Origin of the sequence: Kutzneria viridogrisea DSM 43870 (genome assembly GCF_000525635.1) — a bacterium.
GTDB classification, from domain to species: domain Bacteria; phylum Actinomycetota; class Actinomycetes; order Mycobacteriales; family Pseudonocardiaceae; genus Kutzneria; species Kutzneria viridogrisea.
The window spans coordinates 1,268,574-1,289,307 of record NZ_CP007155.1 but is presented as its reverse complement, the minus strand read 5'-3'; the positions used below and the strand labels follow the sequence as shown (position 1 = coordinate 1,289,307).

Sequence of the window (20,734 nt, the reverse complement as noted above, 5' to 3'; positions counted from 1 at the left end):
TCTTCCTCCCCCCGGTGGCCCCCTCCTGACGACCGGGAACCCTCTGCTGAGGAAACCCCTCTGTTCCTCAGAAGCTACTGGACTCCAGGCCGTCTCGTGCCGCCGTTCCGGCTCCGGTTTCCCCACCTCGACGCTGTCCCCGCGGCACGCAGAGATGATGTCAACGACCGGCGGGGACCCCACCCGACGGGCCCGTCCGGAGCCCGTAAAATGCCTGATCAGCTGTAGTTCCGGAGTTTTCCGGTCCGGATCCGCGCACCAGGTTCGCAGGAAGGACGGCAGGCCAGCCGATGGGTACTCCCGCTCCCGGCAAGGGTCCTCGCGGGATGTTCGCGGAGCGGTTCGCGCTGCTCTACGCCGAGGCGGGCGACCCACCCCTCAAGCGGGTGACCGAGTCGGTGGCCAGGGCGCGCAGGGTCGACGAGCGGGGCAGGCCGCTGCGGGTGCCCGCCCAGCGGGTCAGCGACTGGCGGCGCGGCCGCAACGTGCCCGCCCGGTTCTCGGCGCTGGCCGTGGTGCTGGAGGTGCTCGTCGGCGAGGCCCGCAAGCTGCGCGCCCAACCCGTGCTGGACGGCCTGTACGACCTGGACGACTGGCGGGTCCTGTGGGAGCAGGCCCTGGCCAGTCCGGCCGTGGCCGAGGCCGGTAAGGCTGCCGGGCCCGAGGTGCAGCCGCCGCCCGCCGAGGAGCCCGCCGAGGATGTCAGTGCCTGCCCCTACCGTGGACTCGCGGTGTTCCGGCAGGAGGACACGCGGTGGTTCTTCGGCCGGGAGCGCAGCACCTCGGCGCTGGTGGCCCGGCTCGGCGCGGCCTCGGACACCGGCGGCATCGTGGTGCTGGTCGGCGCCTCGGGTGCGGGCAAGTCCTCGCTGCTGCGGGCGGGGTTGCTGCCCGCGCTGACCGAGGGCGGGTCCGGGCGGGCGGTGGTGCTGGTGACGCCCACCGCGGACCCGGTCAAGGAGCTGGCCAGGGCGGTGCCCGAGCTGGGGGCGGTACTGGGTTCGACGGCCGAGGACGGGGAGGAGGGGTTCACCACAGACGAACGGTTCACCAGCGGTGTGCGCGAGGCACTGACAGCCTTCGGCGCGCGGACCTGCCCCGGTGGCCCACGGCCGGTGCTGGTGGTCGACCAGTTCGAGGAGACCTTCACGCTGGCCCAGGACGAGGCCGAGCGGCGGGCCTACGTGGAGCTGCTGCACGCGGCGAGCACGGCGGCGGTGCCCGGCGGGGTGGCGCCCGCCCTGGTGGTGCTGGGCGTGCGCGCGGACTTCTACGGCCGCTGCCTGGACTACCCGGTGCTGGCCGAGGCGTTGCAGGAGCGCCAGATGGTGCTGGGCGCGATGACCTCGGCCGAGCTGCGGGAGGCGGTGGCCCGCCCGGCGCGGGCGGTCGGCCTGCAACTGGAGAGCGGGCTGGTCGACCTGATGCTGCGGGACCTGGGCGTGAGCACCGGGCGCGGGCGGGTCCGGGCCGGTCAGGGGGCCTACGACGCGGGCGCGCTGCCGCTGCTGTCGCACGCCCTGCTGGCCACCTGGCAGCGCAGGCAGGGCGGCCGGCTGACCGTGGCCGGGTACCGGGCGGCGGGCGGCATCCAGGGCGCGGTGGCCGCCACCGCCGAACGGGCCTGGGCCGACCTGGACAGGGCCGGGCAGGAGGCGGCCCGCCTGGTGCTGCTGCGGCTGGTGCACGTCGGCCAGGACAGCCAGGACACCCGGCGCAGGTCCACCCGCCAGGAGGTGATCGGCCAGGCGGTCAGTCCCCGGCCCGCGGAGTCGGCGCTGGAGGTACTGGCCAGGGCCCGGCTGGTGACCCTGGACGCCGAGTCGGTGGAGATCACCCACGAGGCGCTGTTGCAGGCCTGGCCCCGGTTGCGCGGCTGGATCGACCGCGACCGCGCGGGCAACGTGCTGCGGCAGCGGATCGAGGAGGACTCGGCGGGCTGGGACGCCGAGAACAGGGACAACTCCCTGCTGTACCGGGGTGGGCGGCTGGAGACCGCGTTGCAGTGGTCCCAGCAGGCGGGGGCCGCCGCGCTCAGCGCCGTGGGCCGCGACTTCCTGGGCTCCTCGGCCCGGCACCGCAGGCGGATGAAGTGGTTCACCCGCAGCGCGGTGCTGCTGCTGGTGGTGTTCGCCCTGTTCGCGGCGACCATGGCGGCGGTGGCCCAGCAGCAGCGCGATGAGGCGCAGTACGCCCAGGTGGTGGCCGAGGCCGACCGGCTGGCCGCCACCGACCCCTCGCTGTCGGCCCAGCTGGACCTGGTGGCCCGCCGACTGCGCCCCGAGGACCAGGCCGTGCGCAGCCGGGTGCTGTCCACCCAGTTCACCCCGCTGTCCAGCACCCTGGCGGCGCACCGGGGCGCGGTGTACCTGACCACGTTCAGCCCGAACGGCAAGGTGCTGGCCACCGCCAGCTACGACAACACGGTGCGGCTGTGGGACGTGACCGACCGTTCCGCGCCCACCCCGATCGGTGAGCCGATCACCGGGTTCAGCAGCTGGGTCAGCTCCGCGGTGTTCAGCCCGGACGGCACGGTGCTGGCCGCCGCCGGGGACAACCACCTGATCCGGCTGTTCGACGTCTCAGACCCGGCGCACCCCCGCGAACTGGGGCAGCCGCTGGGCGGCACGGACGGCACGATCTACCTGGTGGCCTTCAGCCCGGACGGGCACACGCTGGCCAGCGCCGACGAGTTCCACGACGTGCGGCTGTGGGACGTGCGCGACCCGGCGCACGCGGTGGCCTACAGCCCGCCGTTCGGCAGCAGGACCACCCCGGTGCGCTCGGTGGCGTTCAGCCCGGACGGCCACCTGCTGGCCGCCGGCGGGGACGACAAGTCCGTGCAGCTGTGGGACGTGCGCGATCCCGCGAACCCGGTCAAGATCGGGGAGCCGATCGGCGGGTTCGGCGGCACCGTGCACTCGGTCGCCTTCAGCAGGGACGGCCGGATGCTGGCCAGCGGCTGCGAGGACGGCACGATCCGGCTGTTCGACGTGACCAACCCGGGCCAGGTCGGCGCACTGGGCCTGCCGCTGGCCCCGGGCGCGGGTCCCGTCTGGTCGGTGGCCTTCGCCAGTACCGAGCCGGTGCTGGCCAGCTCGGGGTCCGACGGCGCCGCCCGGCTGTGGAACATCGCCGACCCGACCGAACCCGAGCAGCTCGGCCCCGCACTGGCCTCGGGCTCCAGCCAGTTCGCCGTGGGCTTCAACCCCGACGACAGCCTGCTGGCGGTCGGGGCCAACGAGGGCACGGTGCGGCTGTGGTCGCTGCCCGAGCAGGTGCTGGTGCGGCACGGCCGGGGCCCCGGCCCGATCGTGTACCAGCCGGGTGGCAAGCTGCTGGCCACCGGCTCGCCGGACGGCACCGTGGGGCTGTGGGACACCAGCGACCAGCGGGACCCCAAGCCGCTGGGCCCGCCGCTGGCCACCGGCGCGGGCGGGGCCGACAAGCTGGCCTTCAGCCGGGACGGCCGCCTGCTCGCGGCGACCACCTCCGACAAGCAGCTCCAGCTGTGGAACCTCACCGACCCCGTGCACCCCACGCGCTGGGCCCCGCCGATCCCGCTCGGCACCCGGTACTCCTCCTCGCTGGCGCTCAGCCCGGACGGTCGCCTGCTGGCCGCCGACGTGGACGACGCCAACGTGCAGCTGTGGGACATCAGCGACCGCACCGCGCCGAGGAAGGTCGGCGCCCCCATGCCCAGCAGGCACGGCTACATCTACGCCGCGGCCTTCAGCAGCGACAGCCGCACCCTGTTCACCGGGTACGCGGCCAACGACATCCAGGCCTGGGACCTCAGCGACCCGACGCACCCCCACCCGCGTGGCCCCTCGATGCGGGCACACGGCGGCGGGGTGCTGGCTTTCGCGCTGTCCCCGGACGGCCGGGTGCTGGCCACCGGCGGCGAGGACAAGCAGGTGCGGCTGTGGGACGTGACCGACCCGACCCGGTTGCGGCCGCTGGGCCCCTCGCTGGACGGCTACACCAAGGGCATCCCCTCGCTGTCGTTCAGCGCTGACGGGCACGTGCTGGCCACCGGCTCCGGTGACCAGTCGATCCGGCTGTGGGACGTGTCGAACCCGGCCGCTCCCGCGCCGATCGGCTCCTCGCTGGCCGCCCGGCCCGGCACGTACTACACGGTGGCCCTCAGCCCGGGCGGCGGCACCGTGGCCAGCTTCGGCGAGGACAAGGCCGTGCGGCTGTGGGACCTGGACCCCGCGCACGCGGAGAGCCGGATCTGCGCGGTCACCCGCGGTGTGCTGACCGAGCAGGTGTGGCACCTGCACCTGCCACAGCTGGCCTACAACCCGCCCTGCGGCTGAGCCGCGCCCAGTCGCAGGCCGACCGAGCGCTGGGCGGCCAGGCGTTGGTGCACCATGGCCACCGAGGCCGCGCGCAGCCGTCGCCAGCCCTCGCCGCGCGTGGTGCGCCGCTCGTGCTGGCGGATCAGCCAGGTGATCTCCGGGGTGATCCAGCCGGGGGTCAGCTCGGCCATCGCCGTGAACAGGGCCACGTCCTCGGAGCAGGGGTTGGCCGCGTACCCGCCGAGCGCGCGCAGCGTGGCCGTGCGCGCGGTCAGCCCGGCGCAGGAGATCGGCGGCTCGTCGTGCTCGGCGGTGAACGTGTTGATCTCACCTGCCCGCACGTAGCCGGTGCGGAAGGCCAGCGGGTAGGGCACTCGCGTGCCGTCGGGCATCAGGTCGTCGGCCTGCGCCGCCACCCAGTGGATCTCTGGGTGCCGCTCGAAGGCCGCCAGCGCCGTGGCGAGCGCGCCCGGCAGCAGCAGGTCGTCGGAGTCCAGCACGTGCACGAGCTCGCCGGACACCCTGGTCAGCGCCAGGTTGCGGGTCATGGCGATGCCGAGCTGGCCGTTGTTGGTCCACAGCCGGGCGAACACGAACTGCCCGAGGACCTCGGCCAGGTGCGGGCTCGGACCGTCCTCCTGGACAACCCACTCCAACCGCCAGCCGATCGGGAGTTGTTGCGCGGCAAGGCTTTCCCCGGCCGCCGCCAGCAGCGGGCCGCGTCCGGCGTGGGCCGCGGTCAGCACCGAGAGCACCGGCATCAGTCGGACCCGAGCCGCAGTCCCAGCTCGCGCAGCGCGGCGATGCGCTGGCGCACCATGTCCAGGGCCACCGGCAACCGGTTCGCCCACACCTGCGTGCGGCTGGTCTGTCGTTCGTGCTGGCGGTACAGCCAGGTCACCTCGGGGGCGTAGTAGCCGGGGGTCAGCTCGCCCAGTGCGGCCAGCACCATGGTGTCCTCCCCGTTGGGGGTGGCCGACCAGCCGCCGAGAGCGCGCAGCGTGGTGGTGCGCACGGCCAGGGTGTTCGGCAGGAACGGGGCGCGGTCGGTGCTGAGCAGGTAGTCGTTGACCGCACCCGGCGCGACCGGGCCGGTCGGCGAGATCGGGTCGAAGGCCACCCGGCTGCCATCGGGCATCAGGTTGTCCGCCTGACCGGCGAACCAGTGGATCTCCGGGTGCCGCTCGAAGGCCGCCAGGGCCGTGGCCAGTGCGTCCGGCAGCAGCAGGTCGTCGCAGTCGAACACGTGGGTCAGTTCACCGGACACCCTGGTCAGCCCGAGGTTGCGCGTGCTCGTCGTGCCCAACTGCTGGCCGTTGGCCTGGTAGCGGGCGAACTCGAAGCGGCCGACCACCTCGGCCAGCACCGGCTCGTCCCCGTCCTCCTGCACGACCCACTCCAACTGCCAGCCCTCGGGCAGCCGCTGCGCGGCCAGGCTCTCACCGGCCAGCTCCACGTACTCGGCCCACTGCCCGATGGCCGCGGTCAGCACGGAGAACAGCGGCATCGGTTCGCTCCCGTTCGGACGGCACTAGTGGAATCCCCTGCTCAAACTGCCTCGCAGTCACGAACTCCCTGCGTAGAGTACCCGCCATGCGTGTTCTTTCCGGGCTCGGCAGCCTGCGCTTGGCCGTGGCGGTGCTCACCGCGATCAGCACCGTGCACCTCGGTCTGATCGCGTTCGGCAACCTCACCGACTACGAGACCAACCACGCCTTCGTGGAACACGTGTTCGCCATGGACACCACCTTCAAGTCCCCGGCCATGATGTGGCGCGCGATCACCAGCCCCGGACTGGTCACCACCGGCTACGTGCTGATCATCGCCTGGGAGGCGCTCGCCGCGCTGGTGCTGCTCGCCGGGCTGGTGGCCTGGCTGCGCCGCAGCCCGGTCGCGCCCAAGCTGTCCGCGCTGGGCTGGCTGATGGAGCTCGCGCTGTTCGCGGGCGGGTTCATGGCCATCGGCGGTGAGTACTTCCAGATGTGGCAGTCCTCGAAGTGGAACGGCATCGCCTCCGCGCTGCCGCACGTGATCATCTCCGGGTTGGGCCTGGTGCTGGTGCACCTGCTCGGCAGCAGGCGCGAGGCCGAATCCGCAGCGGTGTCCTGAGGGGCACACCTTCGCGGCATCGCCGAGACGTGCTGCGAAAGTGCCTTTCGCTGCGTTCAACGCAGTGAAAGCCACAGTGATGATGTGTGTGGATGGCGAGCGTGGGGAGTCTGTCCCGGAAAGCCACTGACGCCGGCCCCCTGCGGGGGTGGGCTGTCTTGTGAGGGATCCGCCGACCCCCGTGCTCGCCCTCCACGCACGTCACCAGACCAGGGGATGTGACCTGATAGGAGCCTGTGCCAGCAGGACACCCATCACTGTGCCGTCCACCCCACCGGCCCGGTGCGTGCCACCCCGAACCCCACACAGGGATGGCAGAGACCAGAATGACCGACCAGCACACCCCCGTCGACACCAGCCACACAGACCTGGTGACCGGCGGAGTCGACACCCACAAAGACACCCACACCGCCGCCGCGCTCAACGCCCTGGGCCAACTCCTGGGCACCCAGACCTTCCCCGCCACCCACACCGGCTACACCGCCCTGACACGCTGGCTGACCGGCTTCGGCACCCTGGAAGCGGTCGGGGTGGAAGGCACCCATTCCTACGGCACCGGGCTCACCAGCCACCTCACCGACCACGGCATCCAGGTGATCGAGGTCAACCAGCCCGACCGGCACACCCGCCGCCGCAAGGGCAAGACCGATACCCAGGACGCGATCAACGCCGCCCACGCGGTCCAGTCCGGCAGGGCCACCACCACCCCCAAAACCAGCACCGGCCCCGCCACCAGCACCGCCGTCCTGCGCACCGTGCTCACCAGCGCGGTCAAAGCCCGCACCGCCGCGCTCAACCAGCTCGACAGCCTGATCGTCACCGCCCCCACCACGCTGCGCGAACACCTGACCGGCCTGCCCCGGCGGGCACTGATCACCACCTGCGCCCGGCTCCGCCCCACCCACGACCTGACCTGCCCCACCGCGGCCACCAAGACCGCGCTGCGCCGCCTGGCTCACCGGATCCACCGGCTGACCACCGAGATCGACCAGGCCAAGGCCGAACTCACCGCCGTGCTCGACCGGGTCCTGCCCCGCACCACCGCCCTGCCCGGAGTCGGCCCCGACACCGCGGCACAACTGCTGATCACCGCCGGGGACAACCCCCACCGCATCACCACCGACGCCGCCTTCGCCCACCTGTGCGGCACCGCCCCCATCCCGGCCAGCAGCGGCCGCCGCGACCGTCACCGCCTCAACCGGGGCGGTGACCGCCAAGCCAACGCCGCGCTCTACCGCGTGGTCATCGTCCGCCTGCGCCACTGCCCCCGCACCCGCGCCTACCTCGCCCGACGCACCGCCGAGGGCCTGCCCAAACGGCACATCATCCGGTGCCTCAAACGCTACGTCACCCGCGAGGTCTTCCACGCCCTGACCACAGACATGACCCACCTCGCAACCACCACTTGACTTCTATAGGAGCATCCTTCACGGCACGCCTTCAGGACATCGCCGGGCGCACGAAGGCTCTGGCGGCGTCGGTGAGCAGGCTGGGCTTGGCGTCGGGGTTGACCGAGCGCTGCAAGCCGAGGCCGGTGCCGACGGCGAGCAGGATCGGGGCGAGGTCCTCGGCGGGCAGCGCGAGCGTGATCGCACCGGCGGCCTCCTGCGCGCGGAGCAGTTCGGTCACGACGTGACAGAAGGCGGCGTCCCGCCGGGCGAGCTGGGCGCGCAGCTGGTCGGACAGGTGTGCGGCGGCGATGGCCGCCACGCCGAGCACGGTCCAGCTCGGGCTGCCGAGCACGCGCTCGGCCCAGACCTGCAACGCCGCCAGCTTGCTCTCGAAGTCCCCTGGCGGGGCGAGCGCGTCGAGCAGCTCGGCGTACTCGCGACGCTGGATCTGGTCCAGCACGGCGAGGCAGAGCTCCTCCTTGTTGCGGAAGTTGGAGTAGACCGCTCCCTTGGAGAACCCCGCGGCCTCGGCCACTCGCTCCAGCGAGGTCTGGTGGTAGCCCTCGGCGAGGAACAGCCCGCGCGCGGTCTCCACGAGCGCGGCTCGGGTGCGGGCCTTGCTCTCCTCCCTGGTCAGCCTCGGCATGGCGGACATCGTACGTATTGACCAAACCGACGCTCTCGTGATTCTCTCGGTACTCGAATATCGTCGGTATCCGGGAGGCGCCGTGACGAGCCGTGGTCTGGTCATCGGGGCGGGCGGGGTGCTCGGCGCGGCCTGGTCGGTGGGCGCGCTGGCGGCGTTGCGCGAACACCTGGACTGGGACCCGAGGTTCGCCAGGGCACTGGTCGGCACCTCAGCGGGCGGCCTGCTGGTCTCCCTGCTGGCCGCAGGCGTCAGCGTGGACGAACTCGTTGCGTGGCAAGCAGATGGCGCGCAGGACTCGGTCCGCTTCGAGCACGGCGTGGCGACCGGCGGTGCGCTGCCCCCGGTGCCGTACCCGGTGCCTGGCTCGCTGGGGCTGGCCGCGCGCGGACTGCCGTGGCGGCGTCACCGCGTGGCGCCGATGACCGCGCTGAGCGGGCTGCTGCCCCGTGGTCGCGGCGATCTGTCGGCCTTCGCCGAGGCGATCGACGCGGTGGTGCCGGTTGGCCAGTGGGCGCCGCACCCGGCGGTGTGGGTGGTGGCCTGCGACCGCGTCACGGGCGAGCGGGTGGCCTTCGGCGCACCGGGCGCGCCACCGGCGGCGCTGCGGGACGCGGTGCGCGCCTCCTACGGGGTGCCGGGCTGGTTCCCCGCCACCCGGATCGGCGGCAGGGACTACGTGGACGGCGGCGTGGCCTCGCCGACCTCGGCGGACCTGGTGGCGCCGCTGGGCCTGGACGAGGTGGTCGTGCTGTCCCCGATGACCTCGGCGGAGCCTGGACCGGCTCGCGGGGCGGCCCGGGTGGAACGCCTGCTGCGCCGGGCCATGAACCACCGGCTGGACACGGAGGTGGCGGCGCTGGAACGGGCCGGAACCAGGGTGGTGCGGCTGGACCCGTGCGCGGAGGACCTGGCCGCGATGGGGCCGAACCTGATGGACCCGAGGCGGCGGCTGGCGACCTTCCAGACCGCGCGGCGCACGGTCGCCGCCGCACTGACCGGGAACGAGGTGGTCCTGCGATGAGCGAATTCGGCACGATGCCCACGCGAAGCGCCAGCGACGTGCTGCGATGAGCCTGTTCAGGCGCTACCCGGCGCTGCGGCCCGCCGACACGATCGTGGCGATCACCGGAGGGGCCAGGGGCATCGGCCTCGCCACGGCACGGGCCTTTTCTCGAGTCGGGGCGAAAGTCGCGATCGGCGACCTGGACGGCCCCGCGGGCATCGCCGCGCTGACCGAACTCGGCCGGTCGGCCCGCGCCTTCGCGGTGGACGTGGCCTCGCGGCAGTCCTTCGCCGACTTCTTGAACCAAGTGTCGAACGAACTCGGTGCGGTGGACGTGCTGGTCAACAACGCGGGCATCATGCCCTCGGGGGCCTTTCTCGCCGAGCCCGAGGCGATCACGCGCACCCAGGTGCAGGTGAACCTGCTCGGGCCGATCCACGGCATGCAACTGGCGGTGCCCGGCATGGTGACGCGGGGTCGCGGCCACGTGGTCAACATCGCGTCCATGGCGGGCAAGCTGCCGATCCCCGGGCTGGCGGTGTACTGCGGCACGAAGTTCGGCGTGGTGGGCCTGAGCTCGGCGGTGCGCGCGGAACTGGCGGGCAGCGGGGTGAGCGTGAGCGCCGTGCTGCCCAGCGCGGTGCGCACCGAGCTGGCCTCGGGCTTCGACCTCGGTGCGGGCATGCCCACGGTGGACCCGGAAGACGTGGCCGCCGCCGTGGTGCGCACGCTGCGCACCAGGGCGGCGGAGGTGTCGGTGCCCGGCTGGGTGCGGCCGGTGGGACCGCTGGCGGCGCTCACCCCGGAACCGGTGCTGCGCCTGGCCCACCGGCTGCTGAACTCCGGCAGGGCGCTCACCCCGGACACCGCGGCCCGCGCCGCCTACGTCCAGCGGATCACTGAGCAGGCTGCGGACCGGTGAGCAGTTCGCAGGGCAGGGTGACGAACAGGGTGGTCGGGCCGCCGACCGGGCTGGTGACCATCAGCGTGCCGTCGAAGGCGGCCAGCCTGCGCTCGATGCCGTGCAGCCCACCGCCCGGCGTGATCGAGGCGCCGCCCTTGCCGTCGTCCCCGATGGAGACGCCCAACCTGCCGTCCTCGTAGGACATCCGGATCCAGCCGGTGGTGGCCCCGCTGTGCTTGAGCATGTTCGCCAGCGCCTCGGCCACCGCGAAGTACACCGCCGACTCCACCGGGGCCTGCGGCCTGCCGGGCAGTTCCCCGGTGACCTCCACGGGCAGCGGGTTGGCCAGGGCCAGTGCCCGCAGCGCGCCGTCCAGCCCGCGGTCGGCCAGCACCGGTGGGTGGATGCCGCGCACCAGGTCACGCAGCTCGGACAGTGCCTTGGAGGTGGACTGCCTGGCCTCGGCGAGCAACTCCCTGGCGGCGGCCGGGTCCCCGGCGACGGCCTCCTCGGCCATGCCCAGGCTCATGCCCAGCGCCACCAGCCTGGCCTGCGCCCCGTCGTGCAGGTCGCGCTCGATGCGGCGCAGTTCGGCGGCGTGGGTGTCCACCGACTCCGCGCGGGACTCCGACAGCTCCTGCACGCGCAGCGCCAGGCGCGTGCGCTCCGTGGGTGCCAACAGGGACTTGGCCACGTGTGCGTTGGCGCGCAACAACTTCGGGGCGCCCCACCACCACAGCGCGACCAGGATCATGCCGGCGGGCACCGCGCGGAAGGACTCGCCGAAGGTGCTCATCGAGATGACGCCCAGCAGCATCGGGTCGATGTCGTCCGCGTGGAACAGCGGCCACCAGAACGGGAACGTGAGGTAGAACAGCGAACCGGCGAGGAAGGACACCACCGTCACACCGGAGACCAGGCCGGTCACGGCGTTGACGATCAACCACAACAGGTCGCGCCAGGTCGCCGGGTCGGTGAACACGGTGCGGATCTTGCCGAACCAGCCGCCCTCGGGCAGCGGCAGGTAGGGGCGCTGGATGGGCTGGCCGAGCACGGTGCCCGAGATGGTGCGGTGCAGGTCGGTGAAGTACCGGCACAGCGCGATGGACCCGGCCAGCAGCGGGAAGCCGATCCAGACCGGGATCAGCGAGATCGACACCACCTGGAACACGAACACGGCGATGCCGAGTTGGCTGAGCAGCGCCAGCGACAGTGCCAGTCCAAGCAGTGCCGGCCGTCCCGTGAGCGGGCGCGTCGCAGTGGTGGTCACGGCCGGTTCTCCTCTCGTCCTCGTAAATTGTGCCGGGTGCTCAGGCGGCCCGGTGCGTGGTGTGGTCGATCCTGCGCGCTGCCAGCCGTTCCTGGTTGGGCCAGCGCACGTCGGTGACCCAACCGAGGCGTTCGAATGCCCTGATGACCGCGGCGCTGGGGTCGATCTGGCCGGGCAGGGCACCGTGCCTGGCGCAGGTCGGGTCGCTGTGGTGCAGGTTGTGCCAGGACTCGCCCATCGAGGGGATCGCCAGCCACCACACGTTGCGGGACTTGTCGCGCACCTCGAAGGTCTCCTCGCCGAAGGTGTGGCAGATCGAGTTGATCGACCAGGTGACGTGGTGCAGCAGCGCGATGCGGACCAGCGAGCCCCAGAAGAAGGCGGTCAGCGCGCCCTGCCAGGACATGCTCCACAGGCCGCCGATCACCGCGGGCAGCAGCAGGGAGGCGACCACGAACCAGGTGAAGCGGTCGTGCACCCAGCGGACCCGGCGGTCGGCGAGCAGGTCGGGGCAGAACTTGGCGGCCGAGGTCACCTCGGTGTCGAACATCCAGCCCACGTGGGCGTAGGCCAGTCCCTTGGTCAGGGCCTTCCAGTCCGAGCCGAAGCGCCACGGCGAGTGCGGGTCGCCCTCGCGGTCGGCGTACTTGTGGTGGCGGCGGTGCGTGGCCACCCAGTCGATCACGCCCATCTCCAGTGCGAGGCTGCCCGCCACCGCCAGCCCCACCCGCAGCGCGGGCTTGGCCTTGAACGAGCCGTGGGTGAACAGCCGGTGGAAGCCGACCGTGACGCCGAACCCGGACACGAAGTAGAAGACCACGCCGATCACGATGTCGTGCCAGCCCAGCCCCCAGCCCCAGGCCAGCGGCACCGCGGCGAGCAGGGCCAGGAAAGGCACCACCACGAACACCGCGAGCAGCACCTGCTCGACCGCGCCCTTGGGTTGCGGGTCGATGTCGGGTCTCGCGAGTGCCGGTTGAACGGTCATGCCGCCACCTCCAGGGACGTTCGTGCTGTCATAGGTGACTCTGCCGTCCCACAACGGGCTGGTCAGGAACCCTGGAACCTCGAAGTGGGGTAGGTCTAGCCCCACCTCGTGCGACACCAGGATTGGACCTCCCATGACTGCACAACCACCACTCGCGGTCGAGATCGTCGACAACATGGAAAAGGCGAGCGGCAAGTTCCCCGGCTACCGGCGGGCCCACGCGAGGGGCGCCTGCTTCCAGGCGACCTTCGAGCCCACCGGCAAGGTGGCCGAGCTGACCACGGCCGCGCACCTGACCGGCGAGCCGGTGGCGGCCACCGTGCGCTTCTCCAACGCGGGCGGCAGCCCGCACGTGCCCGACGGCTCGCGCAGCGGACGCGGCATCGCGGTGAAGTTCCACCTGGCCGACGGCACCGACACCGACCTGGTCGGGGTCAACCTGCCGGTGTTCATCGCCGCCACCCCCGAGCACTTCCTCAAGCTGCTGGCGGCACTGACCCCGGGCGAGGACGGCCAGCGCGACCCGGCCAAGTTGCAGGGCTTCCTCGCCGAGTACCCCGAGGCCGTACCGGGTTTCCAGGCGGTGGGCACCATGCCCATCCCGACCAGCTACGGCACCGCGCGCTACTGGGCGATCCACGCCTTCACCTGGGTCAACGCGCAGGGGCAGCGGCAGTCGGTGCGCTACCGGTGGGAGCCGGACCTGGGCGAGCAGTCGGTGACCGAGCAGGAGGCCGCCGACTGGGACGAGGCCTACCTGACCGAGGAGCTGGAGCGCAGGCTGGCCGACGGCCCCGTGCGGCTGACCCTGCACGTGCAGCTGGCCGAGCCCGGTGACCCGACAAACGACTGCACGAAGGCCTGGCCCGCCGACCGGCCGGAGCTGGTGGTCGGGCACCTGACGATCAAGGCCCCAGTGGCCGACCAGGCGTACTGGGCCGGGCAGGTGTTCGACCCGACCAGGGTCACCGCGGGCATCGAGCTGTCCGACGACCCGGTGCTGGCGATCCGCAAGGCCGCCTACGCCGTGTCCTACGAACGGCGCAGCCACGACGCCTGAGCCCGCGACACGCCGGGGGCTGTGACGGCCCCCGGCGTGTCACGTTCGGTGGTGCGCGAGTTCCGCTGTCGGGTGCGTGAGTCCCGGTCGCTGGCGCGCGAGTTCCGCTCGGCCGTGCGCCAGTCCCAGCCAGCCGTAGGCGAGTCCCGGCCGCTGGTGCTCGAGTCCCGCCCAGCCGTGCGCGAATCCCGCTGTCAGGCGCACCAGTCCCGGCCACCGGCACGCGAATCCCGCTCTGCCGTGCGCGAGTCCCGCCCACCGGCACGCGAATCCCGGCCACCAGCGCGCGAATCCCGCTTTCCGGCGCGCCAGTACCGCCGACCAGCGCACGAGTCCTGCTCAACCGCAAGCGAATCCCGCCCAGCAGTAGGCGAGTCCCGCCCACCGGCACGCCAGTCCCGCTGTCAGGCACGCGAATCCCGCCCACCAGCGCCCGAGTCCCGGCCGCTGGCGCGCCAGCCCCACTCTGCCGTGCGCGAATCCCGGCCACTGCGCCCGAATCCCGCCCACTTGCGCACGAATCCCGCTCTACCGTGCGCGAATCCCGCTCTCCGACGCGCCAGTCCCGGCCACCGGTGCGCGAATCCCGCGCTGCCGTACACGAGTCCCGGCCGCTGGCGCGCCAGGCCAACTCTGCCGTGCGCCAGTCCCGCCCACCGGTACGCGAGTCCCGCCCACCAACGCGCGAATCCCGCCCAGCGGCAGCCGAGTCGCACCAGCGCCCGGCCCACACCGCTCACCCACTGTGGCGCCGCCACTTCATCAGCGCGTAGATGACCGGCCCGGCCACCAGGTACACCGGGTACAGGCCGGTCGTCGTGGCCACGATCATCGCCGTGACACCGACACCGGCCAGGACGTAGACCGGAACTCGTTGCTGGACAACGGGTTCTGGCAACCCAGGCAGGTCGACGAAGACCGGCGCGAGGTCCTCCTCGGTGGTGGCGACCATGACCGCCACCGAGCGGTCGCCGTACTCCTCGGCACTGAGCCGTCCGTCGGCGAGATGCCGGTCCAGCGCCTCACGTGCCTGTTGTCGCTCGGATTCACCTATCCGCAATGCCTTCCCCCTCCTGCTGACCGGCCAGCAACGCGCGCAGGCCGTCGGTGTACCGCTCGAACGCCGCCCGGCCGGAACTGGTGACGGCCACGTGCGTGACCGGGGTGCGGCGCTCGTGCGTCTTGCTGATCCGCACGTACCCGGCCTCCTCCAGCTTGCGCAGGTGCGTGGACAGGTTGCCCGCCGTCATGTCCAGGAGTTGTTGCAGGCGCGGGAAGGTGAGCTGGTCACCGGGTCGCAGCCCGCACAGGGCCACCATCACCCGCAGCCGGGCCTGGGCGTGGATCACCGGGTCGAGTTCGGTCATCGCCTGCCCCGCAGCGCCAACCACCCGGCCTGCACGAGCATGCCGCCGCCACCGGCCAGTGACAGCACCAGGAAGTTGCCCGGCGACCCGAGGTGCACGCTGATCGCCGCGAACAGCAGCACCCACAGGCCCAGCAGGTACTGCGAGAGGTCACGCCACAGCATGCCGCCCGCCAGGTAGAGCAGGCCCACCATGAACATGGCGCTCGCGGTCCACGGCACCGTGCCGGCCCCGAGCCCGGAGTTGATCGCCGACAGGGCGAGCGGACCGGCCACCCAGCTCAGCCCGTACATCAGGCCCAGTTGCCGGGACGGGCCCCGCACCCCGCTGGCCGCCCGCGCTCCCCGCACGATCGGCACCACGACGGCCACCGCGACCAGCACCCCCAGCACCAGCCCCGCGAGCAGCCAGGGCAGCAGGCCGGTCGCGGCCAGGTAGCAGGCCCCGAACCCGGCGAGCCAGGCCAGTCCCCACGCGGCGAAGGTCGGCACCGGGCTCACCGCCCTGCGTCGGCCGAGCTCGGCTCGTTCCTGCGCGATGAGCGCCAGCATCTCTTCCGGCGAGTCTCCCACCTGCAACTTTGTAACACAAAGTACCGGCTGCCGCAAAGTGCTTTGTTCTCAAATCCCTCCGTTCGTCGCTTTTGCCCGCGCGTGCGCTCTGTGAGGCTCGATACCTACTCGAGTGAGGGGTGCGATTTGCAAGGGAACTCCACCAGCAGACGTGGTTTGGTGCTGACCGTCGCCGCGCTGGCCGCGGGCGCGAGCCTGGCGATGCCCGCCACGGCCACCGCCGCCCCGGCCGCCACCTCGGTCCCGGCGGTGTCCTGGGGCGCCTGCGCGGCCGCCGATCTGACCGCCGTGCCCGCCGCGGACAAGGACAAGTACACCTGCGCGGTCTACGCCGTGCCGTTGGACTACAAGCACCCGGACGCCGGTTCGATCAACCTCGCCCTGATGCGCAGGGCCGCCAACGACCAGGCACACCGGATCGGCTCGCTGTTCCTCAACCCCGGCGGCCCGGGCGGTTCCGGCTACAAGATGCCGATCAGCGGTGCGGCGCGCTACTTCACCTCCGAGGTGGCCGACCGCTTCGACATGATCGGGTTCGACCCGCGCGGTGTCGGCCGCAGCACCCCGCTGCGCTGCTTCAACACCCAGGAGGACTACGACCGGGTCTTCGCCAAGGCCGCCTCGGTCCCGGTCAGCCGCCAGGAGGAGAAGGACACCCTCGCCGTCTACGACGAGTACGGCGATTTCTGCAGCCGCATCGCGGGCCCGCTCAAGGAGCACATGAGCACCGCCGACGTGGCGCGGGACCTGGACCGCATGCGCGCGGCCGTGGGTGACACCAAGCTGAACTACGTCGGCTTCTCCTACGGCACCCTGCTCGGCGCCACCTACGCCAACATGTTCCCGAACAACGCGCGCGCCATCATCATCGACGGCAACGTGGACCCGAAGCTGCGGCTGTCCGACGGCCTGGAGTACGACCGCCAGCGCACCAAGGGCTTCGAGTTCGCGCTGGACGCGCTGCTCAAGCGCTGCGACGCGGCCGGTGCGGCCTGCGCCTTCTCCGGTGGGGCCCGCGCCAAGTTCGACGACATGCGCGACACGCTCAAGGCCAAGGGCCCGGTGACCCTGGCCAACGGCACCAAGATCGGCTACCCGGAGCTGGTCAACACCACCGCGAGCACCCTGTACCGCCCGGCGCAGCTGGAGTCGCTGACCAAGCTGTTCCAGGACGTCTACCAGGCGGTGCACCCCAAGCCCGCGCTGGCCGCGCAGGCGCTGTCGGTTCAGTCCACTGAGGACACCTCGGCGCTGGTGGCCGACGCCAAGCTCAACCGCTTCGACGTGCTGCCCGACGCGCTCTACACCGCCGACGACTCCTACTACGGCGTGAACTGCTCGGACAAGCCGTTCAGCCAGCCCGCCTCGCAGACCCCGCGTATCGCGGCCCAGTGGGAGAAGCAGATGCCCACCTTCGGCCGCGTGCAGGCCTGGGCCGACCCGGCGGTGTGCCCGAGCTGGCCGGTGGACAACCCGGTTCCCTACGAGGGCCCGTGGAACAAGAAGACCACCAACCCGGTGCTGGTCGTGGGCAACTACTACGACCCGGCCACGCAGTACGAGTTCGCCAAGCGCATGTCCCAGGAGCTGGGCAACGCCCGCCTGCTGACCGTGGACGCGTTCGGCCACTGCATCCTCGGCGGCAGCACCTGCGCTGACAAGATCGCCGCCAGGTACCTGGTGGACCTGGCCCTGCCCGCACCGGGCACGGTCTGCAACGCCAACGTGGTGCCGTTCCCGGCCGCCAAGCCCTGATACCGGCGGTGGCGCTCCCTCAGCGTTGCGGGAGCGCCACCTTCAGGTCTTGAACTAAGACTGAGAACCGCGCACCCTGCGGATCGTGTCCCGGTACCACAGCGCACTGCGCTTGGGCGTGCGCACCTGGGTCTCGTAGTCCACGCGCACGATCCCGAACCTCTTGGCGTAGCCGTAGGACCACTCGAAGTTGTCCATCAGCGACCACGCGAAGTAGCCGCGCACGTCGGCACCCGCCGCCCGCGCCTTGGCCACGGCACCGATGTGTGAGGCGAAGTAGGCGGTGCGCTCCACGTCGTCGACGAAGCCGGTGGCGTCCGGCTCGTCCACGAAGGCCGAGCCGTTCTCAGTGATCACCATCGGCAGGCCCGGGTAGTCCCTGCCGAGCCGGACCAGCAACTCCGTGAAGCCCTCCGGGATGATCTCCCAGCCCATGTCGGTCACCGGGTGGCCGTGCGGGATCTGCCTGCTCACCGGGTGGCCCTGCGCGTCCTCGGTGCGGCCCTGCTCGTCGGTGCCGGAGTAGTAGTGGCTGGAGTAGTAGTTCACGCCGAGCACGTCGATCGGCGCGGCGATGATCGCCAGGTCGCCCTCCTGCACCGGCAGGGAGATGCCCACCTTGGCCAGGTCCTCGACCACGTCGGCCGGGTAGCGGGCGTGCACCAGCGGGTCCAGGTAGATCCTCGCGCCAAGGCCGTCGGCCCGGCGCGCGGCGTCCTGGTCCACCGCCGCCTCCGTGTTCGGGATCGCGGTGCCCATGTTCAGCGTGATGCCCAGCTGCACCGGCTTGCTCGCCGCGGCACGCATCCGTTGCGTGGCAAGGCCGTGCCCGAGCAGCAAGTGGTGCACGGCGGCGATGGCCGAGGGCAGGTGCTGCTTGCCCGGCGCCTGCCTGCCCTCGGCGTAGCCCAGCATCGCCGAGCACCAGGGTTCGTTCAGCGTGGTCCAGGTGCGCACCCGGTCCTGCAACCGGTCGAACACCAGCATGGCGTAGTCGGCGAACCGGTAGGCGGTGTCCCGCGCGGGCCAGCCACCGGCTTCTTCCAACTCCTGAGGCAAGTCCCAGTGGTACAGCGTCAGCCAGGGGTCGATGCCGTTGCGCAGCAGTTCGTCGACCAGCCGGTCGTAGAAATCCAGCCCAGCCGGGTTGACCGGCCCGCGCCCGCCCGGCTGCACCCTGGGCCAGGACACCGAGAACCGGTACGTGTCCACGCCGAGGTCGCGGATCAGCGCCACGTCCTCGGGCATCCGGTGGTAGTGGTCGCAGGCCACGTCCCCGGTGTGCCCGCCGTCGACCATGCCGGGCACCCGGCAGTAGGTGTCCCAGATGGACGGTGTCCTGCCGTCCTCCGCCACCGCCCCCTCGATCTGGTAAGCGGAGGTCGCCACACCCCACCGGAACGACGCGGGAAGGCTGTCGATGTACTGGGCTTCGACTGACTCTGCGGTCGTGTCCACGTCTTTCTCCTCCAGTGGTGTCGGTCAACTGGCCGGGTGCAGCCAGCAGGCGACGGAGCGGTCCTGCTCCGGCCGCCCTTGTGGCGCACCGAGTTCGGGTACCCGCCGCACGCACGGGTCGAAGCTGTGCGGGCACCGCGGGTGGAACGCGCAGCCGGTGGGCATCGACCGCAGGTCCGGCGGGGAGCCCGGGATGCCGCTGAGCTCCTCGCGCGGCCCGCGCAGCGCGGGGAAGGAGTGCAGCAGCCCGTGGCTGTAGGGGTGCAGCGAGTCCTTGTGCAGGCTTGCCGTCGAGGCCTGCTCCACGATGCGCCCGCCGTACATGATGGCGATGCGGTCGGAGAACTCCACCAGCAGCGACAGGTCGTGGGTGATGAACAGCACCGAGAAGCCCAGTCGCTCGCGCAGCCCGACCAGTTGACCGAGGATCTGCCGCTGCACCACCACGTCCAGGGCCGTGGTCGGCTCGTCCATGATCACGATCTTGGGCCGCAGCGCCAGCGCCATGCCGATCATGACGCGCTGCCGCATGCCGCCGGAGAGCTGGTGCGGGTAGCTGTCCAGCCGGTCGGCCGGGATGCCCACCAGCGCGAGCAGTTCCCGCGCCCTGGCCAGCCGGGCCGCGCGCGTGCTGCCCGGTTCGTGCGCCCGCAGCACGTCGGTGAGCTGAGTTGAGATCTTGTGTACCGGGTTGAGCGAGTTCATCGCGCCCTGGAACACGATCGAGGTCTGCGCCCAGCGGAAGGCGCGCAACTGCCGGTCGGACAGGCCCAGTACGTCGAAGGGCTCGCCCTGCTCGGGGTGGTAGATCACCTGGCCGCCCCGGATGACCCCCGGCGGCGGCAGCAGCCTGGTGAGCCCATAGGCCAAAGTGGACTTACCGCTGCCACTCTCCCCTGCCAGGCCAAGGACCTCGCCCCGGCGCAGGGTCAGGTCCACGTCCCGCACGGCGTGCACGGACTGCTCCCCCAGCCCGTAGTCCACGTTGAGGCCCTTGATCTCCAACACAATCTCACTCACCGGGACCTCCCTCGCGCCGCAGCACGGGCGTGAAGCCGACGCGCATCCGCACCTTGGCCGTGCCCGCACTGGCCCGCAGGCGTGGGCTGACGAACTCGTCGATGCCGAAGTTGAGCAGGGACAAGGCCGTGCCCAGCAGGGCGATCGCCAGCCCGGCCGGTACGAACCACCACCAGGCGCCCTGGGCCAGCGCCTGCTGACTCTGCGCCCAGAACAGGATCGTGCCCCAGTTCCAGTCGGAGATGTCGGAGACCCCGATGAACGCCAGGGTGATCTCGGACAGCACCGCGAAGATCACCGTTCCGACGAAGCCCGAGGCGATGACCGCGGTCAGGTTGGGCAGGATCTCGAACCCGATGATGCGCCAGGTCGGCTCGCCGGTGGCCCGCGCCGCCTGCACGTAGTCCCTGCGGCGCAAGGACAAGGTCTGCGCGCGCAGCACCCGCGCACCCCAGGCCCAGGAGGTCAGGCCGATCACCAGCGCGATCGTCCAGTCCCCGGTCCCGGGCAGGGTGGAGGCCACGATGATGATCAGCGGCAGGGCCGGGATCACCAGGAAGACGTTGGACACCGCGGAAAGCCCCTCGGCGGCGAGCCCGGTGAGGTAGCCGGAGGCGATGCCGACCAGCACGGCAAGCACGGTGGCCACCACACCGGCCACGAAGCCGACCAGCAGCACGCCACGGGTCCCGGTCAGCACCTGGCTGAGGATGTCCTGACCCAGGTGTGTGGTGCCGAACCAGTGCTGGGCGGAAGGCGGCTGCAACAGGTCCCCGCCGCGCTCGGTGGGGTCGTACGGCGCGATCCACGGGCCGATCACCGCGAACAGCGCGAACCCCGCCAGCAGCACCAGCCCGATCTTGGTCTTCGCGTTGAGCCGCACC

At 71.7% G+C, this 20,734-nt stretch carries 18 protein-coding genes; 7 read left to right on the top strand and 11 right to left on the bottom strand.

Going from position 1 to position 20,734, the window contains the following annotated elements; genetic code table 11:
* The first annotated feature begins 290 nt into the window (after window positions 1-290).
* Entirely contained in the window at window positions 291-4,322 is a 4,032-nt protein-coding gene (locus KALB_RS05990; protein ID WP_025354816.1) for an nSTAND1 domain-containing NTPase, read from the top strand.
* Here KALB_RS05990 and KALB_RS05985 read toward each other — a convergent pair.
* Together KALB_RS05985 and KALB_RS05980 are read right to left on the bottom strand one after the other, a co-directional pair.
* Window positions 4,301-5,065: a glycosyltransferase family A protein gene (locus KALB_RS05985; protein ID WP_025354815.1), complete on the bottom strand. Its 765-nt coding sequence runs from the start codon at window positions 5,063-5,065 to the stop codon at window positions 4,301-4,303. The genes KALB_RS05990 and KALB_RS05985 overlap by 22 nt on opposite strands.
* Window positions 5,065-5,811, bottom strand: a complete 747-nt coding sequence (locus KALB_RS05980) for a glycosyltransferase family 2 protein (RefSeq protein ID WP_025354814.1) — start codon at window positions 5,809-5,811, stop codon at window positions 5,065-5,067. Before KALB_RS05980 ends, KALB_RS05985 begins: the two co-directional genes overlap by 1 nt.
* Before the next feature lie 86 nt (window positions 5,812-5,897).
* Between KALB_RS05980 and KALB_RS05975 the strand changes: the two genes are divergently transcribed.
* Both KALB_RS05975 and KALB_RS05970 read left to right on the top strand, forming a co-directional pair.
* Window positions 5,898-6,413, top strand: a complete 516-nt coding sequence (locus KALB_RS05975; protein WP_025354813.1) for a DUF2165 domain-containing protein — start codon at window positions 5,898-5,900, stop codon at window positions 6,411-6,413.
* 326 nt (window positions 6,414-6,739) lie between these two features.
* On the top strand, window positions 6,740-7,822 hold the full coding sequence (locus KALB_RS05970) for an IS110 family RNA-guided transposase (protein ID WP_025354812.1): 1,083 nt from the start codon (window positions 6,740-6,742) through the stop codon (window positions 7,820-7,822).
* 31 nt (window positions 7,823-7,853) lie between these two features.
* Here KALB_RS05970 and KALB_RS05965 read toward each other — a convergent pair whose 3' ends face one another.
* Complete coding sequence (locus KALB_RS05965; RefSeq protein ID WP_025354811.1) at window positions 7,854-8,450, bottom strand: TetR/AcrR family transcriptional regulator; 597 nt, start codon at window positions 8,448-8,450, stop codon at window positions 7,854-7,856.
* Window positions 8,451-8,532: 82 nt separating this feature from the next.
* Here KALB_RS05965 and KALB_RS05960 point away from each other — a divergent pair, with 82 nt between their 5' ends.
* Both KALB_RS05960 and KALB_RS05955 read left to right on the top strand, forming a co-directional pair.
* Window positions 8,533-9,474 (top strand): patatin-like phospholipase family protein, encoded by a 942-nt coding sequence (locus KALB_RS05960; protein ID WP_025354810.1) that lies wholly within the window; start codon window positions 8,533-8,535, stop codon window positions 9,472-9,474.
* Between the two features lie 46 nt (window positions 9,475-9,520).
* The gene (locus KALB_RS05955; RefSeq protein WP_025354809.1) at window positions 9,521-10,378 is read left to right on the top strand and encodes an SDR family oxidoreductase; all 858 of its coding nucleotides are present in this window, start codon (window positions 9,521-9,523) and stop codon (window positions 10,376-10,378) included.
* Here the strand turns inward: KALB_RS05955 and KALB_RS05950 are convergent.
* Together KALB_RS05950 and KALB_RS05945 are read right to left on the bottom strand one after the other, a co-directional pair.
* Window positions 10,353-11,630, bottom strand: a complete 1,278-nt coding sequence (locus KALB_RS05950) for a sensor histidine kinase (RefSeq protein ID WP_025354808.1) — start codon at window positions 11,628-11,630, stop codon at window positions 10,353-10,355. The two genes, KALB_RS05955 and KALB_RS05950, sit on opposite strands and share 26 nt — an antisense overlap.
* A 40-nt stretch (window positions 11,631-11,670) precedes the next feature.
* Window positions 11,671-12,618, bottom strand: a complete 948-nt coding sequence (locus KALB_RS05945) for an acyl-CoA desaturase (protein ID WP_025354807.1) — start codon at window positions 12,616-12,618, stop codon at window positions 11,671-11,673.
* A 133-nt stretch (window positions 12,619-12,751) separates the two neighbouring features.
* Here KALB_RS05945 and KALB_RS05940 point away from each other — a divergent pair, with 133 nt between their 5' ends.
* Window positions 12,752-13,678 (top strand): catalase family peroxidase, encoded by a 927-nt coding sequence (locus KALB_RS05940; RefSeq protein WP_025354806.1) that lies wholly within the window; start codon window positions 12,752-12,754, stop codon window positions 13,676-13,678.
* Between the two features lie 736 nt (window positions 13,679-14,414).
* On the opposite strand, the gene KALB_RS05935 is transcribed toward KALB_RS05940, so the two are convergent.
* The 3 genes from KALB_RS05935 to KALB_RS05925 are packed head-to-tail and all read right to left on the bottom strand — an operon-like array spanning window position 14,415 to window position 15,617.
* Window positions 14,415-14,738 carry a DUF1707 SHOCT-like domain-containing protein gene (locus KALB_RS05935; protein ID WP_025354805.1) on the bottom strand — a complete coding sequence of 108 codons (324 nt, stop codon included), beginning with the start codon at window positions 14,736-14,738 and terminating at the stop codon, window positions 14,415-14,417.
* A complete protein-coding gene (locus KALB_RS05930) occupies window positions 14,725-15,045 on the bottom strand; it encodes a transcriptional regulator (RefSeq protein ID WP_025354804.1) in 321 nt (106 codons plus the stop codon). Before KALB_RS05930 ends, KALB_RS05935 begins: the two co-directional genes overlap by 14 nt.
* Window positions 15,042-15,617, bottom strand: a complete 576-nt coding sequence (locus tag KALB_RS05925) for a hypothetical protein (RefSeq protein WP_148309367.1) — start codon at window positions 15,615-15,617, stop codon at window positions 15,042-15,044. The genes KALB_RS05930 and KALB_RS05925 overlap by 4 nt, the downstream gene beginning before the upstream one ends.
* Before the next feature lie 201 nt (window positions 15,618-15,818).
* Here KALB_RS05925 and KALB_RS05920 point away from each other — a divergent pair, with 201 nt between their 5' ends.
* The gene (locus tag KALB_RS05920) at window positions 15,819-17,372 is read left to right on the top strand and encodes an alpha/beta hydrolase (protein ID WP_042221718.1); all 1,554 of its coding nucleotides are present in this window, start codon (window positions 15,819-15,821) and stop codon (window positions 17,370-17,372) included.
* A 54-nt stretch (window positions 17,373-17,426) separates the two neighbouring features.
* Here the strand turns inward: KALB_RS05920 and KALB_RS05915 are convergent, their stop codons facing one another.
* The 3 genes from KALB_RS05915 to KALB_RS05905 are packed head-to-tail and all read right to left on the bottom strand — an operon-like array spanning window position 17,427 to window position 20,733.
* Complete coding sequence (locus tag KALB_RS05915) at window positions 17,427-18,830, bottom strand: GH1 family beta-glucosidase (RefSeq protein ID WP_030107838.1); 1,404 nt, start codon at window positions 18,828-18,830, stop codon at window positions 17,427-17,429.
* Between the two features lie 24 nt (window positions 18,831-18,854).
* Window positions 18,855-19,850, bottom strand: coding sequence for an ABC transporter ATP-binding protein (locus KALB_RS05910; protein ID WP_030107839.1), 996 nt, complete (start codon window positions 19,848-19,850; stop codon window positions 18,855-18,857).
* Window positions 19,843-20,733: an ABC transporter permease gene (locus KALB_RS05905; RefSeq protein ID WP_025354801.1), complete on the bottom strand. Its 891-nt coding sequence runs from the start codon at window positions 20,731-20,733 to the stop codon at window positions 19,843-19,845. The genes KALB_RS05910 and KALB_RS05905 overlap by 8 nt, the downstream gene beginning before the upstream one ends.
* Window position 20,734 lies beyond the last annotated feature (1 nt).